Genomic DNA, 15,488 nt, shown 5'->3' with positions numbered 1-15,488 from the left:
TTGTTAGATAAAAAATTATAATTAACAAAAACCGTACCAAGCAGCCGAAATATGTTAAATAAACCCAGATAATTAACAAAACTGCGATATTTTTGTTAGATAAACACGCACAGAAGTGCTTTTTCTTCTTTTAAAGATAAAAAGACGCTCCCAGGTCCGTTCACCAACCCACTCCAATGTTTAAAAATAAACGTTTAGTGCTAAAGTACATATAACTTAAGGGGTGAACTGTATGTTAGATCAATTTTTGGTGTTCGTTGATAAGGTGAACGGCGTCATATGGGGGCCGGCGGCCTTAGTGTTTTTAGGTCTCGTCGGGATTTACTTAACTGTTGGTACGAAGTTCGTACATATTAAAAATTTCTTTAAAATTATTAAACAGTCGTTTAGTGGGTTAAATGACGATAAAGATGAAAAACAAGATGGCGACTTAACATCGTTACAGTCAATGTTTGTATCGTTATCATCTGTCATCGGTATGGGAAGTGTCGTTGGTGTTGCGAGCGCGTTAATTAGCGGAGGGCCTGGTGCACTTCTTTGGATGTGGATCGCTGCCTTTATCGGAATGGTGATTAAATACTCTGAGATTATTTTAATCGTCATGTTCCGTGAGCAAAAAAGCGACGGTACATATGTCGGAGGACCTGCGTTATACGTGCGTAAAGGTCTTGGCCTAAAATATTTAGGTGAAGTAATCGTTGTACTTATGGTACTTGTCTGTCTCGCGAGTGCGATGATTCAGTCTAACGTGACGGTGTCGAACATGACAAATATCGCGCCACACTTATCGAACTACCTGTATATCTTAGCAGCAGTTAACGTCGTGATTGTTGGGATTGTCATTGTCGGTGGTGTTAAACGTATCGGAAGTGTCGCAGAAAAACTCATTCCGTTTATGTCGCTTTTCTACATTATCGTCGCGACGATTGTGATTATTATTCACTATAAAGATATTATCCCTGCAGTCCAGCTTGTGTTTTCATCGGCATTTAGTCCGGCTGAAGCAGGTGCAGGATTTGCAGGTTACGGAATTATGAAAGCTATGCAGTATGGTATCGCGCGTGGATTTTTCGTTTCAGGAGCAGGGCAAGCAGTATTCACAGTATCTCACGCACCAGCTCGTGTTAAAAATCCAGTCGAACAAGCAGTGTTTGGTGTAACAGAAGTATTTTTAGTCACTGTCGTCTGTACATTTACAGCGCTCGCTCTACTGACGAGTGGAGTTGAACTAGAAGGTAAGGATGCGGGGATAATCGTTGCACAAGTATTCGGAGATATTTCTCCGATATTAGGTATCGCAGTTGGTATCGCGACGATTTTATTTGCATATAGTACTGTAATCGGACTTGGCTACGTCGGTGAATCGCAACTTTCGACAATTACTTCAACTAAGAAAGCGCGCATCTACCGCTATATCTTTTTAGTTGCAGTATACATTGGTGGAATCGGCGGATTAAAAGCCATTTGGGATTTAACAGACGTCTTCTTAGGACTTGTCATGTTCGTAAACTTAATCGTTATGCTTCTTTTAAGTAAAAAGATATTCAAAGCGAGCAATGATTACTGGGGAGATGAAGGACAAAGTAGCGGACTCACTGCAGGATGCAGCAAAAACAAAAAATAATTTTCAACATTACCATTTAAAGATAAAAAATAGCCTGTACTCGTTAAGGAAATCCTCCCAACATGAGTACAGGCTGTTTTATTTATTTTTTGCGTTTTTTCTTCTTTGTATCGTCTTCACCGAGTACTTTGTCGACAACTTTTGCGACGACGATCGGTGCTAAAAATACAATTGCACGTTTGATTAATTTATTCATTCGTTTCTCCTCCTGACCGAGATACTATACTATACTCGTTTTCAAGGATTTTCAAACGTTTTAAATTTGGAAGAACTCTTGTAATCCTTCTTTTCTTAAACGTACACCGACGTAGAAGTCGCCGAACACACCGTAGCGTGCACTTGTTTCGTCGAATCTCATTTCGTAAATAATGTTTTTGAATTCGAGCATATCGTCAGATAATAGCATGACGCCCCACTCGTATAAGTCGAGTCCTTGTGACCCTAAAATGTACTGTTTAATTTTACCTGCGTATTTACGACCGATCATCCCGTGGTCTCTCATTAAATCACGGCGACGTTCGATTGGTAACATGTACCAGTTATCGTCGAGGTCACGTTTTTTATCCATCGGATAGAAACAGCAGTACTGTGCGTCCATTAATTCTGGATATAATCTGCTTCTTACATATGGGTTTTCGTACGGATCTTCGTCTGAATCTTTAGCGAGATAGCTAGACATTTCAATCGCTGAGAAGTACGAATACTCAGGAATTAAGAAGTCGCTAATTTTTAACTTGTTCAGTTCGTTTTCAAGCGCGTTTAACTCTTCAACTGTCGGGCGTAGGAACCAAAGTAAGATGTCTGCTTTTTGACCAGTAATGTTGTACATCGTGTGGTCGCCTTCTTTTTTCTTGCTGACTGCTTCGCTCTTTTCTAAGAACGTTTCAAACTCGCGAACGATTTCCTCTCTTTCTTCATCAGTAAGCATTCTTAACGCTGGCCAGTCTACGTTATATAAAAGATGTAAACTCCACCAGCCGTCTAAAGTTTTAACTGCTTCGCTCATTTATATCTCTCCTTAAAATATTTACCTAATTTTAGTGTACAGTCTGTTCGGCTGAATTCAAACACCAAATATCGAAAATTTGTGACAAAAGCAGTATAATATTGCTATGTAAAGAACTTTAGGAGAAAAACCATTGCAAAATACCGTATTATTTTATCCAAAAGAGTATACTGAACATCCGTTTGATTCGTTTGCATATGACGACGTGCTTCAACACCTCGTATCAGAAGATGAAACACCCCGCGTCAGAAGCTGGGTGCATGACAACTTTATAATACTCGGTCTTCAAGATATGCATTTAGAACATCTCGACGAAGGATTAAAAGTACTTCGTGAAAAAGACTATCACTACATCGTTAGAAATAGTGGTGGACTTGGAGTTGTGCTAGATGGTGGTGTGTTAAACGTATCGCTCGTCATTCCGAAAAAAGACGCTCCGTCGATCGATGACGGATATGATAAGATGCTTGAAATCATTCAAAAAAGTTTTCCGGAATTAGAAATTAAAGCGTATGAAATTGTCGGAAGTTATTGCCCGGGAAGTTATGATTTATCTGTCGATGGTAAAAAATTTGCAGGCATTTCACAGCGACGTATTAAAGAAGCGGTTGCTGTACAAATTTATTTAGCCGTAGAAGGATCCGGAAGTAAACGCGCTGAAGTAATGAAAGACTTTTATGACGTCTCTTCCAATCCACCAAGGTTAGACATGAATCCAGATGTGATGATTTCACTATCAGAACTGATAGACGGACTAACAGTGACAGACGCTGAAGAGAGAATTTTAAAAACGATAGAATCACTCTTTGGAAACATTCAAACAAGCGAGCAATTAACTAAAGACGCACTCGATTTATTTAATAAACAACGTGAGCGCATGGTAGAACGAAACGAACGTTTGAACGATTGAGGTGATATCATTGGTTACCGATTATAGATACGAGCAACTCGAATCAGAAAAAGTGTTTAAAGACCCAGTGCATAGTTATATTCACGTGACAGACCGCATTATTTGGGATCTTATAAAGACAAAAGAATTTCAAAGGCTTCGCCGAATTAAACAACTCGGTACGTTATATTTCGCATTTCCGTCAGCTGAACATTCACGGTTTACACATAGTTTAGGCGTATATGAAATTGTTCGTAAAATGGTCGAGAACTTTTCACGATATGACAAATGGACAAAAGATGACCGGCTACTCGCTTTATGTGCTGCGTTATTACACGATGTCGGGCACGGACCGTTTTCACATTCGTTTGAAAAGATTTTCGGAACAGACCACGAAACGTATACTAAAAAAATTATACTCGGAGACACAGAAGTGAACCGTGTATTAAAGCGTGTTGACGAGTCGTTCCCTGAAGCAGTAGCGAGCGTCATCGCACATACTCACGAAAACAAACTGATTATCTCGATGATATCGAGTCAAATCGACGCAGACCGAATGGATTACTTGCAGCGTGACTCGTATGTGACAGGCGTTGAGTATGGTAAATTCGATATCGACCGTCTGCTTCGAGTGATGGTCCCTTCAAAAGATGAAGTACTCATCAAAGATAGCGGTATGCACGCAGTCGAAGATTATTTAATGAGTCGCTATCAAATGTATTGGCAAATATACTTCCACCCGGTATCACGTGGGGGAGAAGTGTTGCTGACACTAATTTTTAACCGTGCAAAAGAATTATACGAAAGAGGCTACGTCTTTAAACAGCCTCCGAAGTATTTAATCCCGTTCTTCGAGAAGCGTGAAACTGTTCATGATTATTTAATACTCGACGAGACTGTTATGAATTTTTATCTACAAGAGTGGGTGGAAGAGATCGATGAAATACTCAATGAACTTGCTGATCGGTTCGTGAACCGAAAATTATTTAATTACGTACCGTTTTACGATGGGTTTATTACGTATTCGGAATTAGAAAGCTTATTTGAAGCAGCGGGTATCGACCCTAAATACTTTTTACTTACAGATAAATATTCTGATATGCCGTATGACTACGACCGACCAGGGTCTTCGCGTCAGCCAATTCACATATTAAAAGAATCCGGAAGCATTCGAGAAATTAGTGCCGAATCTGTAGTCATACAAGCGATTACAGGGCTCGACCGGTCGAATGCGAAGTTATATTATCCAAAAGAGAAAGTTATGCGTATTAAAGATGATACAATTAAAAAGAAGATCTTAAACTTATTAAATGAGTTATCGTAAATGATGTTTAGGAGGATTAACTGTGTCAAAAAAACCAGGATTTCAATTTAACATTATAAAAAATGACGAGTTAGATGGTCATAAAGGTGCAATGATTATTGAAGACGTTGCGCCAGTGTATATCGATCTCACCGAGCAACGACCGTTCGTCGACATGGGTGGGCTTCACGGGCGTGCAAAACCGGAAAAGGGCGTTAAATGGTTCACAGATATGAGTGAAGCGTTAGAAGAAGAAGGCGAGCGTAATGATTATAATTTAATATGGATGTCTTTAGATAAAGACGAACGAGGTGTGTATTATAGCGGAGTGACGTCGTGTTACTTTATGACGAATAAAGTCGGACGTAGACGCCGCGGGTATAAAATGATGCACGAACACGTGAATAGTTTAGACCACGCAATGAAAGGACGTTATCGTCTCGAAGAGTTAGACGACAAAACAAAACAAACGTTAATCGAATTTTTAAAAGAACGCGATCCAGTCGCGTGGGAAAACTCAACAGAACTCCACGAGTACCTCGGTGTATAAATATTAATTTTCATTTGATTAATTCAAAAAGAAAAGGTACAATAATCTTTAGTTATATCAGATAACTAAGACACTAAAGGTGGAGCGATTGCTCTGCCTTTTTTTCTTTTATGTAACAGTCGTTTTAAAAAGAATCGACACTAAATTATGTTATAATTACTCATTATGGTGGTGACGAATTGTGTATCGATTAAAACAGACAATTAAACAAAAGAGTGGACGCGAAAACTTTTCACAAACAGTTAAAGTCGAAAAGATTTTAAAAGGGAATCGCACGTTTTTAAAATACGATGAAATGCTGAACGGAGAGACTGTTCCAGTTATTTTAAGTATAGAAGACGACGTCGTGCGTATTATGAGAAGCGGTCCAGTGACGATGAAGTTCCAATTCGTAAAAGGCAAGCTGACGGACACTGTCTATGAAACAGTCGCAGGGCGCCACCGATTTAAAGTGTATACTACTGAAGTTAAAACGGCTGAGGACGAGGTCTTTATCTCGTATAAGTTATTTGAAAACGATGAAATACTAGGACATTATAAATATCATTTAAAGAAAGAGGCATAATATGGACTTAAAAGCGCATTTAGTAACGGTGATTGAAGACGCACTCAAACAATCCGAATTAGTAGAAGAAATTCCACACATTAAAATTGAAATCCCAAAAGATAAATCAAACGGAGATTTCTCAACGAATATCGCAATGGCACTCACGCGTACGTTAAAGCGTAATCCACGTGAAATCGCAGAGGAAATCGTTCAACATATCGATAAAGAAAAAGGCGATATCCGTGAAATCGACATTGCTGGACCAGGGTTCATTAACTTTAAAATGAACGAAGGCTCCCTCACTAAAATTATCGATGAAGTCCTCGATAAAAAAGAAAACTACGGACGTAGTGAGAAAAAAGACGTAAAAGTATTATTAGAATTCGTTTCTGCGAACCCAACAGGGTCACTCCACGTCGGTCACGCAAGAAACGCAGCAGTCGGTGATACGTTAGCGAATATTTTAGACTACGCGGGATACGATGTCACGCGTGAATACTATATAAACGACGCGGGTAACCAAATTCATAATTTAGCATTATCTATTAACGCAAGATACTTTGAAGCGTTCGGAGAGCCGTTAGAAATGCCTGAAGACGGCTACCGTGGTAAAGATATTAAAGCGATCGGAGAACGTCTAAAAAACGAACATCCTGAATATAAAGATTTAGATGAAAAAACACGTATCTCTAAATTTAGAGCGCTCGGTGTCGAATATGAAATGGCGCAATTAAAACAAGACTTACAAGACTACCGTGTATCATTTGATAACTGGTTTAGTGAAACGTCACTATACGAAAAAGGTGAAGTCGAAGAAGCGTTAGAAATTATGACGAAAAATGGTCATACGTATGAAGCAGATCAAGCGATCTGGTTAAGAACGACGGACTGGAAAGACGATAAAGACCGCGTCCTTAGAAAAACGGACGGTACATACACGTACTTCATGCCAGACATTGCGTACCATTACGACAAATTAAGACGTGGTTATGATTTATTAATCGACTTATTTGGTGCAGATCACCACGGTTACATTAACCGTATTAAAGCGTCGATTGGTGCGCTCGGTGAAGACCCTGAGAAACTACAAGTAGAAATTATGCAGATGGTCCGTTTAATTCAAGATGGCGAAGAAGTTAAGATGAGTAAACGTACAGGAAATGCGGTGACGTTAAGAGAGTTAATGGACTTAATTGGTGTCGATGCTGCACGTTACTTCTTAGCGATGCGTAGTGCAGACACGCCGTTTGATTTTGACTTAGATTTAGCTTTATCAGAGTCGAGCGAAAACCCGGTCTATTACGTTCAGTATGCACACGCGAGAATTTGTAGCATTTTAAAACAAGCAGAAGAAGCAGGATTTAACTTAGATAGAAGCAAATCACTAGACGTGATCACGCACCCTCAAGCACTTGAGTTATTAAAGCAAGTCGGTAACTTTAAGCGTACGATCGAAAGTGCGGCAAAAGCACGCGCAAACCATAGAATTACAAATTATGTCGAAACACTTGCATCAGAATTCCACAAATTCTACAACCAAGAAAAAGTGCTCGGCGAAGACAAAGAAAAAACATACGCGTATTTATTAATGATTGAAGCGGTACGTCAAACGATTGAAAACGCACTGACAATCATCGGCGTGAGCGCACCAAAATCGATGTAAAACTAAATATAAGTGAGGTATTTGTCTATGAAGCGTGTTTTATTACTAATAGCAATTTTTATGTTATCTGCATGTAGCCAAGAAGATGATTCGAGTTTACGTATCGTATCACTTATCCCGAGTAACACGGAAATCGTAAATGAGCTTGTCGGTACGGATTACTTTGTCGGTATTTCATCAGTAGACAATTATCCAGAGTCTCTAAATGACAGCGACATCGCCAAAATCGATAGTTTTAACATCAACCCTGAAGAAGTAATTCAGTTAAAACCGACACATATTATTTCACACGAATCTATAAGTGAAAGTGCGAAAGCTGAAATTGACCAAATCGTTGAAGCAACGAATGCAGAATTACTCGTCATTAACGATGCGAAAACGCTCGACGACGTATTTGAGTCAATTAAACAGATCGGTGAGTTTTTAAATGTATCAGATAAAAGTGATGCACTCGTTGAAAAAATGAAAGATGAGCGTGAACAACTCATTGAACAATATAAAAATACCGATGAAAAAACAGCGTTTGTGTTAATCACTACGCCACCTGACATTTACGTCGCAGCCAATGATACGTTTATGAGTAGTGTGTTAAATGACATTAACATCGTAAACGTGTTCGACGACTTACAAGACTTCCCGATGGTCGATGTTGAAGCAGTCGTTGAAAGAAGCCCGGAGTACCTCATTTCTGCAACAGGTATTTCCAAAGAACAGGTGAGTCATGTCGTAAACGATGAGAAAGCATTTAAAAACATGCCGTTTACAGATGAAGAAAAATTATGTGTACCAAATGTCGATGAAATCTCTCGACCAGGTCCACGTATTCTTTCAGCGATGAAAGACATTGCGGAATGTGTTCATGAATAAACAATATGTAGCGCTTGCGAGTATACTCATTGGAGTTATACTCGCATCTTTAGTTATCGGGACAATTAACGTATTTGAGGGGCATTTTAATATCGTGTATAGTATTCGGCTTCCGAGAATTTTATTTGCGGTGCTTGGAGGGGCGGTACTGTCTATTTGTGGTGCGGTATTTCAAATTTTACTAAATAACCGTATGGCAGATAGTTTTACGCTCGGTATGGCAAACGGTGCAGTCATCGGTGCGGCAATCGCGATTTATATTAGTGCATCGTTTTACTTAATTCCGTTATTTGGTGTCGTCGCGGGACTCATCTCACTATTTTTAGTGCTTTTTATCGCAAAGCAAATCGATTCAATGTTGAGACCAGAAACACTCGTCATTACAGGTGTATTATTTTCGACGTTGTTAAGTGGTGTGTTATACATCATCATTATGCTCGATCCGACGAAAACGAAATCAATTGTACAATTTATGTTCGGTAGTTTTTCAGGTAGCCGGTATGAATATATTACGATTGTTTTTATTTGTTTTATAATCAGTCTTATCGTGTTATTTAAATCATCACGAGACCTCGACTTACTGACGCTTGGTGAATTACGTGCGTTTAGTCTTGGTGTAGAGGTTTCTAAATTACGACTAAAGTTACTGATAGTAATGGCGATTCCGTCACTCGTACTACTTAGTTTTACAGGCATTATCGGCTTTATAGGAATCATCGTGCCACAAATGATTCAGTACATTCGACCAAGAAAAGCAAAAGAGTTGTTTATATTATCTGGGTTTTACGGTGCGATTTTACTCGGTGTGGTCGACACAATCGCGCGAACGATTTTGTCACCGATTCAACTTCCAACCGGCGTCTTACTTAGTATTTTTAGTGTGCCACTTATATTATTTTTAATGTATAAGAGATTTCTTCAAAAGACGATATAAAACATGATAAAATTATTTTAAAAGGGGAGAATCTTATGAAGCACATTTCAATCGAAGATATTTTTAACATCAAATCCGTGAGTGCGCCAAAGGCGATTCCTGGACATGGTGTGACGTATTACGTCACAACGATAAACGAAAAAGATAACAATTACGTCACGCATCTACACGAAGCGACAGAGCTCGGCTTAAAGCAGCTGACGTTCGATAAAGGACGCATCTCGCAAGTCGATCATTCTAACGACGGGAACTTAACGTTATTTGTCGCTAAAGGAGATAACGATAAGCCACAAATCTTTTTATTAAGACGTACTGGTGGGGAAAGAGAGCAGTTAACGTCTGAAGACGAGGGCGTATCAGAGCCGCGTTTTTCTAACGACGGCACGGCAGTATTTTATCATGTAAATGTTAAAGAAGAAGACGACAAAAAAGAAGACGATGATAAGAAAGACGACAAAAAGCAACCCGTACATATTACGAACATGAAATACAAAATCGACGGTGCACCAGGACCGTTTGGTTATATACCTGAAAAGAAGCAAGTCGTTAAGAAAATAGATATCGACACACGTAAAGTTGAAACCGTTTGCTCTGGTGAAGCGGATTATTCGTTTATGGCAGAGTTATCTGACGGCATCATTTACACGACGAATGAAAATGACGACCCGGACTTCAATTTTACGAACACGCTATACGTTCGTCGTAACGGCGAAGACAAAGTCGTAACGCTTCAAGACAAATCAGTTTACGGCGTTGAAGTATCAAAAGATGAAAAACACGCATTACTTTTAACGACAGATTATAACTATAAAAACGCAGCACACTTAACTATTGAGTTATTATCACTTGACGACTTTACGTTGACAGACGTCACTGGTAAACTCGACCGACCAACTGGGTCAGCAGTCGTTCAAGACGTTCAACAATCTGAAGAGTCGCACGTCGTTAAATTTGTATCGAACAAAGAATTTGTGTTCCTGCTGTCTGAAGACGGTGCAGTGAATCTTTATAAAGGGAACATCGACGGAGAAGTTCGACCGTTACTTCAAAGTGAGCACAACATTTTCGGAATGGACGCTAGTGATGATACGGTATATTTAACGATTTCAACACCAGTATCACCGAGTGAGTTATATCAGTTCGATTTAGGCAATGAAACACTGACGCAACTCACTGAAGTAAACAAAGAATTCGTCGACTCAAAGGAAATCGTTGAGCCAGAATCGATTCGCTTTAACAGTTTTGACGATGAAGAAATTCACGGTTGGTTTATGAAGCCAGCTGGATTTAAAGATGGAGAAAAATATCCGCTCGTTGTGAACGTGCACGGTGGACCACACGCGTTTTACGCACATACATTCTTCCATGAAATGCAAGTGTTAGCAGGACTCGGATATGCAGTATTATTTACAAATCCACGAGGGTCTCATAGTTACTCTCAGAAGTTTGTCGATCACGTACGCGGAGACTACGGAAATACAGATTATAAAGATGTGATGGCGTCAGTCGATTACGTATTAGACACATACGATTTTATCGATGAAAATAGACTCGGTGTAACTGGCGGAAGTTACGGCGGATTTATGACGAACTGGATCGTTGGACATACAAACCGCTTTAAAGCTGCAGTAACGCAGCGTTCGATTTCAAACTGGATTAGCTTTAGAGGGGTATCAGATATCGGATACTACTTTACAGATTGGCAAATTCAAGCAGGCGTCGATGACATCGACACGTTATGGCACCATTCACCGCTTAAATATGTCGACAATGTAGAAACGCCGTTACTCATTTTACACAGTGAGTATGACTTTAGATGTCCAATCGAGCAAGCAGAACAGTTATATATCGAACTTAAATATCGTAAAAAGACAGCGGAATTTGTTCGCTTCCCTGATGCGGACCATAACCTTTCAAGAACGGGTCTTCCACATTTAAGAGTTAAACGTCTTGAATATATGACAGATTGGTTTAAAAAATATTTAAATGAGGAGAATCATTAATGAATCAAAAAGCACATAGTCTTACAGAAACACTAGAAACGGATTACGCGATTATTACAAATCCGATGAACGTATTTTACTTTTCAGAGGCTAACCTTAGCCCACACGAGCGTCTACTCGCACTCATCATCGATAAAGAAAATAAACAATCGACGATTGTCTATCCAAAACTCGATGAAGAAACAGTGAAGAGAGATGCTACAGTAGATGTGTTAAAACCACATAAAGACGGTGAAGATGCATTTCAATATATATTTGAAAGCATTCCTGAAGGTAAAACGATTGGTGTTGAGGGCGATCATTTAACGTATGACCGATATAAACGTCTACTTGAAAAGTATGATGATGAAAACATCAAAGATATTTCAAATACGTTAAGCGAACTACGTGGTATCAAAAATGACGAAGACTTAGTACATCTACAAGACGCTGTAAAAATTACAGAAGACACACTCAAAGAGTTATACAATATTACTGTTGAAGGTAAAACTGAAATGGAAATTGCTGACTTTTTAGTTGCGGAATTTAAAAAGCGCGGTGCAGTTGGGCCATCATTCGGACCAACAGTACTTGCAGGTAGTAAATCAGCACTGCCACATGGTGATTCAGGAGACCGTGTTATTAAAAAAGGTGACTTTTTACTGATCGACTTCGGTATCGTCACAAAAGAGAATTACGTTTCAGACATGACACGTACGTTTTTCATCGGTGAACCAGATGAAAAACAACGAGAAATTTACAACTCAGTATTAAACTCGAACTTAGCAGGTATTAAAGCGAGCACAGTCGGTACGAAGTTTAGTGACATCGACAAAGCATCGAGAGACGTTATTGAAAACGACGGCTACGGAGAGTACTTTACGCATAGAGTCGGTCACGGACTCGGTCATGACTTACACGAAAGGCCATCTGTAGACGACAATAACCACGACGAACTAAAAGAAGGTAATGTTATTACGATTGAACCAGGTATTTACATCGAAGGATACGGCGGAGTACGTATTGAAGACGCGATATTTGCATCAGAAGAAGGACCAATCGTCATAAACGAATTTAAAAAAGATATAGATTCAATGATTTTAAAATAGAGTGAGGGTAAATTATGGCTCAGAATACAAGAATAGAATCTGATTTCCTTGGTGAAAAAGAAATATCAAACGATGCATATTACGGATGTCAGTCGCTACGTGCAAAAGAGAACTTTCCAATTACAGGACATACGTTAAATATCGATTTAATTCGTGCATTAGCGATGGTTAAAAAAGCTGCAGCGATTGCAAACTATAAAACAGGCCAATTAGAAGAAGATAAAAAGAACGCGATCGTTCAAGCGTCTGAAGAGATTATTAACGGTGAACATATCGATCACTTTATCGTCGATTCGATTCAAGGTGGCGCTGGTACGTCAATGAATATGAACGCAAACGAAGTGATCGCAAACCGCGCGCTTGAAATTCTCGGTAGAGAAAAAGGAGATTATGATTATATTTCTCCAAACAACCACGTAAATATGGCACAGTCGACAAACGACGCTGTACCTACTGCGATCCACTTAGCGATTATGATGCGCGCAGAGCGACTGCTTGACGCAATTGAACATATGGAAGAAGCATTTAAAGAAAAGTCAATCGAGTTTGATGGCTACATTAAAATGGGGCGTACGCATTTACAAGATGCGATCCCAATTCGTCTTGGCCAAGAATTCGGAGCATATGCTCGTGCGATTGGACGCGATAAAAAACGTATTCGTCATACGCTTGAAGATTTAAAAGAAGTAAATATCGGTGCGACAGCTGTCGGTACTGGTCTTAATGCGAGTGTTGAATATATCGAGCACGTCGTTAAAGAGTTAAGCGAAATTTCAGGATATGACTTAGTTTCTGCAGATAACTTAGTCGACGCAACGCAGTTTACAGATAGTTATGTACAAGTGTCTGCAAGCTTAAAAATTATGATGACGAACATGTCAAAAATTGCAAACGACATTCGTATGATGGCGTCTGGACCAAAAGCTGGTTTATATGAAATTAAATTACCAGGACGTCAACCAGGTTCATCGATTATGCCAGGTAAAGTGAACCCGGTAATGCCTGAGATGATCAACCAAGTGTCGTTCCAAGTATACGGAAATGACTTAACTGTATCACTCGCGTCAGAAGCGGGACAGTTCGAGTTAAACGTTATGGGACCAGTGCTCGTCTATAACTTATTACAGTCTATCGACATTATGCATAACGGATTTAAAGCATTCACAGATTACTGTGTTGTCGGAATTACGCCAAACAAAGAAATCATGGAAAACTACGTCAACGAATCACTCGGAGTCATCACGGCGCTCGTACCACATATCGGTTACAAGCAGTCATCAGAACTCGTAAAAGAAGCACTATTAACAGGAAAAGGTGTGCGTGAACTTATACTCGAGCACAGCATCCTCACAAAAAATCAGCTCGATCACGTACTCAACCCTTACGAAATGACAAATATCGGTATATCAGAATTACCAGAAGCATAGGGGAATGTTATATTCAATTGTATAAGATGACTTAACACTCAAAATGTGTTACAATGTGATACACGAAGGGGGAGTGTTTTAAATGCCTACAGTTACTGTTAGACTTAACAATGAAGAAAACAAGCTATTCAATGAATATGCAGAGATTCATGATATGCCCCTATCAACAATATTAAAAGAAACTCTTAAAGAGAAGATGGAAGACGACTACGATATGGCTTTAATCAAAGAATATGAGCAAAATGATAACACTTCTGAAGTCACGTATACACATGATGAAGTTAAAGATATCTTAGGTTTCTAATGAAATACCAAGTTATATACAGTAAAAGAGCAGTTAAAGAACTGAAAAAATTAGATAAATCTCAAAGTAAGCTTTTAATTAGTTGGATAGAGAAAAATTTAAAAAACACTGAAAATCCTAGAAAGCATGGTAAAAATCTAAAAGGTGTTCTAAATGAGTACTGGAGATATCGTGTAGGAAAATACAGAATAATATCTATTATTGATGATAATAAAATTATTATTAATATTATCTCGGTAGGTCATCGATCAAATATATATAAGTAATACAAAAATATGGCAAGGTCTAAATAAATTAGGCCTTGTCATTTTATTTCCTAAAAATAGTTGTAAAGGCTTACATTAAATATTATAATAGCAATATATTTATAAAACTTATGTTAGGAGGAATTCACATGGATTTTCTTGATAATTTGGTAGCGTTTTTATTAGATCTCGTATGGAGTAAACCGCTCGTTTATGGTCTGTTATTAACAGGGATTTTATTTACGCTTATGTTAAAGGTGTTCCAGCTGAGACACTTTAAAGAGATGATTCGTTTAATGTTTAGAGGAGAAAACTCACCGAAAGGGATTACGAGTTTCCAAGCACTTTCTCTATCACTAGCGGGACGTGTTGGTACTGGTAACATCGTCGGAGTATCTACAGCTATTTTCATCGGTGGACCTGGTGCGGTATTTTGGATGTGGGCGACAGCATTTTTAGGTGCGAGTACAGCATTTATCGAGTCGACACTCGGTCAAATCTATAAACGTGAAGAACGCGGAGAATACCGTGGGGGACCTGCGTACTACATGGAGTACGGTATTAACAATAAGTTCGGTAAGATTTTAGGGATTACATTCGCAATTGTAACGGTAATTGCAACAGGATTATTATTACCAGGGGTACAATCAAACGCAATCGCATCAGGATTACATAACGCATGGGGCATCCCACACTGGATTGTTGGAGCGGTTCTCGCGATTTTACTCGCTTTAATTGTATTCGGAGGATTAAAATCTATCGCAAACGTTGCAACAGCAGTCGTGCCATTCATGGCGATCCTTTACATTTTAATGGCAATTGTCATTATCGTAATTAACATTGCAGACGTACCTGCGATGTTTGCATTAATTTTTAAATCAGCATTTAACTTAGAAGCAACATTCGGTGGTATTTTAGGTGCGATGATTGAAATTGGTGTAAAACGTGGTCTTTATTCTAACGAAGCAGGACAAGGAACAGGACCACACGCTGCAGCTGCTGCAGAAGTTTCTCACCCTGCAAAGCAAGGGTTAGTAC

15 protein-coding genes are annotated in these 15,488 nt (G+C 39.0%); 14 read left to right on the top strand and 1 reads right to left on the bottom strand.

The features are described 5' to 3' along the window. Positions 1 to 232 precede the first annotated feature (232 nt). A complete protein-coding gene (locus HMPREF3029_RS05805; protein WP_070710153.1) occupies positions 233 to 1,624 on the top strand; it encodes an alanine/glycine:cation symporter family protein in 1,392 nt (463 codons plus the stop codon). Between the two features lie 256 nt (positions 1,625 to 1,880). On the opposite strand, the gene hemQ is transcribed toward HMPREF3029_RS05805, so the two are convergent. Further along, a complete protein-coding gene (gene hemQ, locus HMPREF3029_RS05800; protein ID WP_070710152.1) occupies positions 1,881 to 2,630 on the bottom strand; it encodes a hydrogen peroxide-dependent heme synthase in 750 nt (249 codons plus the stop codon). 133 nt (positions 2,631 to 2,763) lie between these two features. Here hemQ and HMPREF3029_RS05795 point away from each other — a divergent pair, with 133 nt between their 5' ends. The 13 genes from HMPREF3029_RS05795 to HMPREF3029_RS05735 form a co-directional block, all read left to right on the top strand. Continuing rightward, positions 2,764 to 3,540 carry a lipoate--protein ligase family protein gene (locus tag HMPREF3029_RS05795; protein ID WP_070710151.1) on the top strand — a complete coding sequence of 259 codons (777 nt, stop codon included), beginning with the start codon at positions 2,764 to 2,766 and terminating at the stop codon, positions 3,538 to 3,540. Positions 3,541 to 3,550: 10 nt separating this feature from the next. Then, entirely contained in the window at positions 3,551 to 4,843 is a 1,293-nt protein-coding gene (locus tag HMPREF3029_RS05790) for an HD domain-containing protein (RefSeq protein WP_070710150.1), read from the top strand. A gap of 22 nt (positions 4,844 to 4,865) precedes the next feature. Beyond that, positions 4,866 to 5,372, top strand: coding sequence for a YwhD family protein (locus tag HMPREF3029_RS05785; RefSeq protein WP_070710149.1), 507 nt, complete (start codon positions 4,866 to 4,868; stop codon positions 5,370 to 5,372). Positions 5,373 to 5,553: 181 nt separating this feature from the next. Then, entirely contained in the window at positions 5,554 to 5,937 is a 384-nt protein-coding gene (locus HMPREF3029_RS05780; RefSeq protein WP_070710148.1) for a YwiB family protein, read from the top strand. A gap of 1 nt (position 5,938) precedes the next feature. Further along, positions 5,939 to 7,582 carry an arginine--tRNA ligase gene (argS, locus tag HMPREF3029_RS05775; protein WP_070710147.1) on the top strand — a complete coding sequence of 548 codons (1,644 nt, stop codon included), beginning with the start codon at positions 5,939 to 5,941 and terminating at the stop codon, positions 7,580 to 7,582. A gap of 27 nt (positions 7,583 to 7,609) precedes the next feature. After that, positions 7,610 to 8,449, top strand: coding sequence for an ABC transporter substrate-binding protein (locus HMPREF3029_RS05770; protein WP_070710146.1), 840 nt, complete (start codon positions 7,610 to 7,612; stop codon positions 8,447 to 8,449). After that, positions 8,442 to 9,383 carry a FecCD family ABC transporter permease gene (locus HMPREF3029_RS05765; protein WP_070710145.1) on the top strand — a complete coding sequence of 314 codons (942 nt, stop codon included), beginning with the start codon at positions 8,442 to 8,444 and terminating at the stop codon, positions 9,381 to 9,383. Before HMPREF3029_RS05770 ends, HMPREF3029_RS05765 begins: the two co-directional genes overlap by 8 nt. Before the next feature lie 35 nt (positions 9,384 to 9,418). Next, positions 9,419 to 11,386, top strand: coding sequence for a S9 family peptidase (locus tag HMPREF3029_RS05760; RefSeq protein ID WP_070710144.1), 1,968 nt, complete (start codon positions 9,419 to 9,421; stop codon positions 11,384 to 11,386). Then, entirely contained in the window at positions 11,386 to 12,474 is a 1,089-nt protein-coding gene (locus HMPREF3029_RS05755) for a M24 family metallopeptidase (protein ID WP_068129449.1), read from the top strand. Before HMPREF3029_RS05760 ends, HMPREF3029_RS05755 begins: the two co-directional genes overlap by 1 nt. A 14-nt stretch (positions 12,475 to 12,488) precedes the next feature. Continuing rightward, entirely contained in the window at positions 12,489 to 13,901 is a 1,413-nt protein-coding gene (aspA, locus tag HMPREF3029_RS05750) for an aspartate ammonia-lyase (protein WP_070710143.1), read from the top strand. A gap of 82 nt (positions 13,902 to 13,983) precedes the next feature. After that, a complete protein-coding gene (gene relB / locus HMPREF3029_RS05745) occupies positions 13,984 to 14,205 on the top strand; it encodes a type II toxin-antitoxin system RelB family antitoxin (RefSeq protein ID WP_068129445.1) in 222 nt (73 codons plus the stop codon). Beyond that, the gene (locus tag HMPREF3029_RS05740) at positions 14,205 to 14,471 is read left to right on the top strand and encodes a type II toxin-antitoxin system RelE family toxin (protein ID WP_068129443.1); all 267 of its coding nucleotides are present in this window, start codon (positions 14,205 to 14,207) and stop codon (positions 14,469 to 14,471) included. The genes relB and HMPREF3029_RS05740 overlap by 1 nt, the downstream gene beginning before the upstream one ends. A gap of 128 nt (positions 14,472 to 14,599) precedes the next feature. Beyond that, the coding region (locus HMPREF3029_RS05735) for an alanine/glycine:cation symporter family protein (protein WP_144265425.1) at positions 14,600 to 15,488 on the top strand (889 nt) is incomplete at its 3' end.

It is taken from the genome of Nosocomiicoccus sp. HMSC059G07 (genome assembly GCF_001815515.1).
GTDB lineage: Bacteria > Bacillota > Bacilli > Staphylococcales > Salinicoccaceae > Nosocomiicoccus > Nosocomiicoccus ampullae_A.
Note: the sequence above shows the minus strand (reverse complement) of the source record. Positions and strands in the feature narration are given on the sequence as shown.

What these genes read in the sequence shown, in the direction of transcription:
- aspA (WP_070710143.1), top strand. Translation starts at nt 12,489, where the DNA reads ATGGCTCAGAATACAAGAATAGAATCTGATTTCCTTGGTGAAAAAGAA.
- HMPREF3029_RS05805 (WP_070710153.1), top strand. Translation starts at nt 233, where the DNA reads ATGTTAGATCAATTTTTGGTGTTCGTTGATAAGGTGAACGGCGTCATA.
- hemQ (WP_070710152.1), bottom strand. Translation starts at nt 2,630, where the DNA reads ATGAGCGAAGCAGTTAAAACTTTAGACGGCTGGTGGAGTTTACATCTT.
- HMPREF3029_RS05760 (WP_070710144.1), top strand. Translation starts at nt 9,419, where the DNA reads ATGAAGCACATTTCAATCGAAGATATTTTTAACATCAAATCCGTGAGT.
- HMPREF3029_RS05765 (WP_070710145.1), top strand. Translation starts at nt 8,442, where the DNA reads ATGAATAAACAATATGTAGCGCTTGCGAGTATACTCATTGGAGTTATA.
- HMPREF3029_RS05740 (WP_068129443.1), top strand. Translation starts at nt 14,205, where the DNA reads ATGAAATACCAAGTTATATACAGTAAAAGAGCAGTTAAAGAACTGAAA.
- HMPREF3029_RS05755 (WP_068129449.1), top strand. Translation starts at nt 11,386, where the DNA reads ATGAATCAAAAAGCACATAGTCTTACAGAAACACTAGAAACGGATTAC.
- relB (WP_068129445.1), top strand. Translation starts at nt 13,984, where the DNA reads ATGCCTACAGTTACTGTTAGACTTAACAATGAAGAAAACAAGCTATTC.
- argS (WP_070710147.1), top strand. Translation starts at nt 5,939, where the DNA reads ATGGACTTAAAAGCGCATTTAGTAACGGTGATTGAAGACGCACTCAAA.
- HMPREF3029_RS05770 (WP_070710146.1), top strand. Translation starts at nt 7,610, where the DNA reads ATGAAGCGTGTTTTATTACTAATAGCAATTTTTATGTTATCTGCATGT.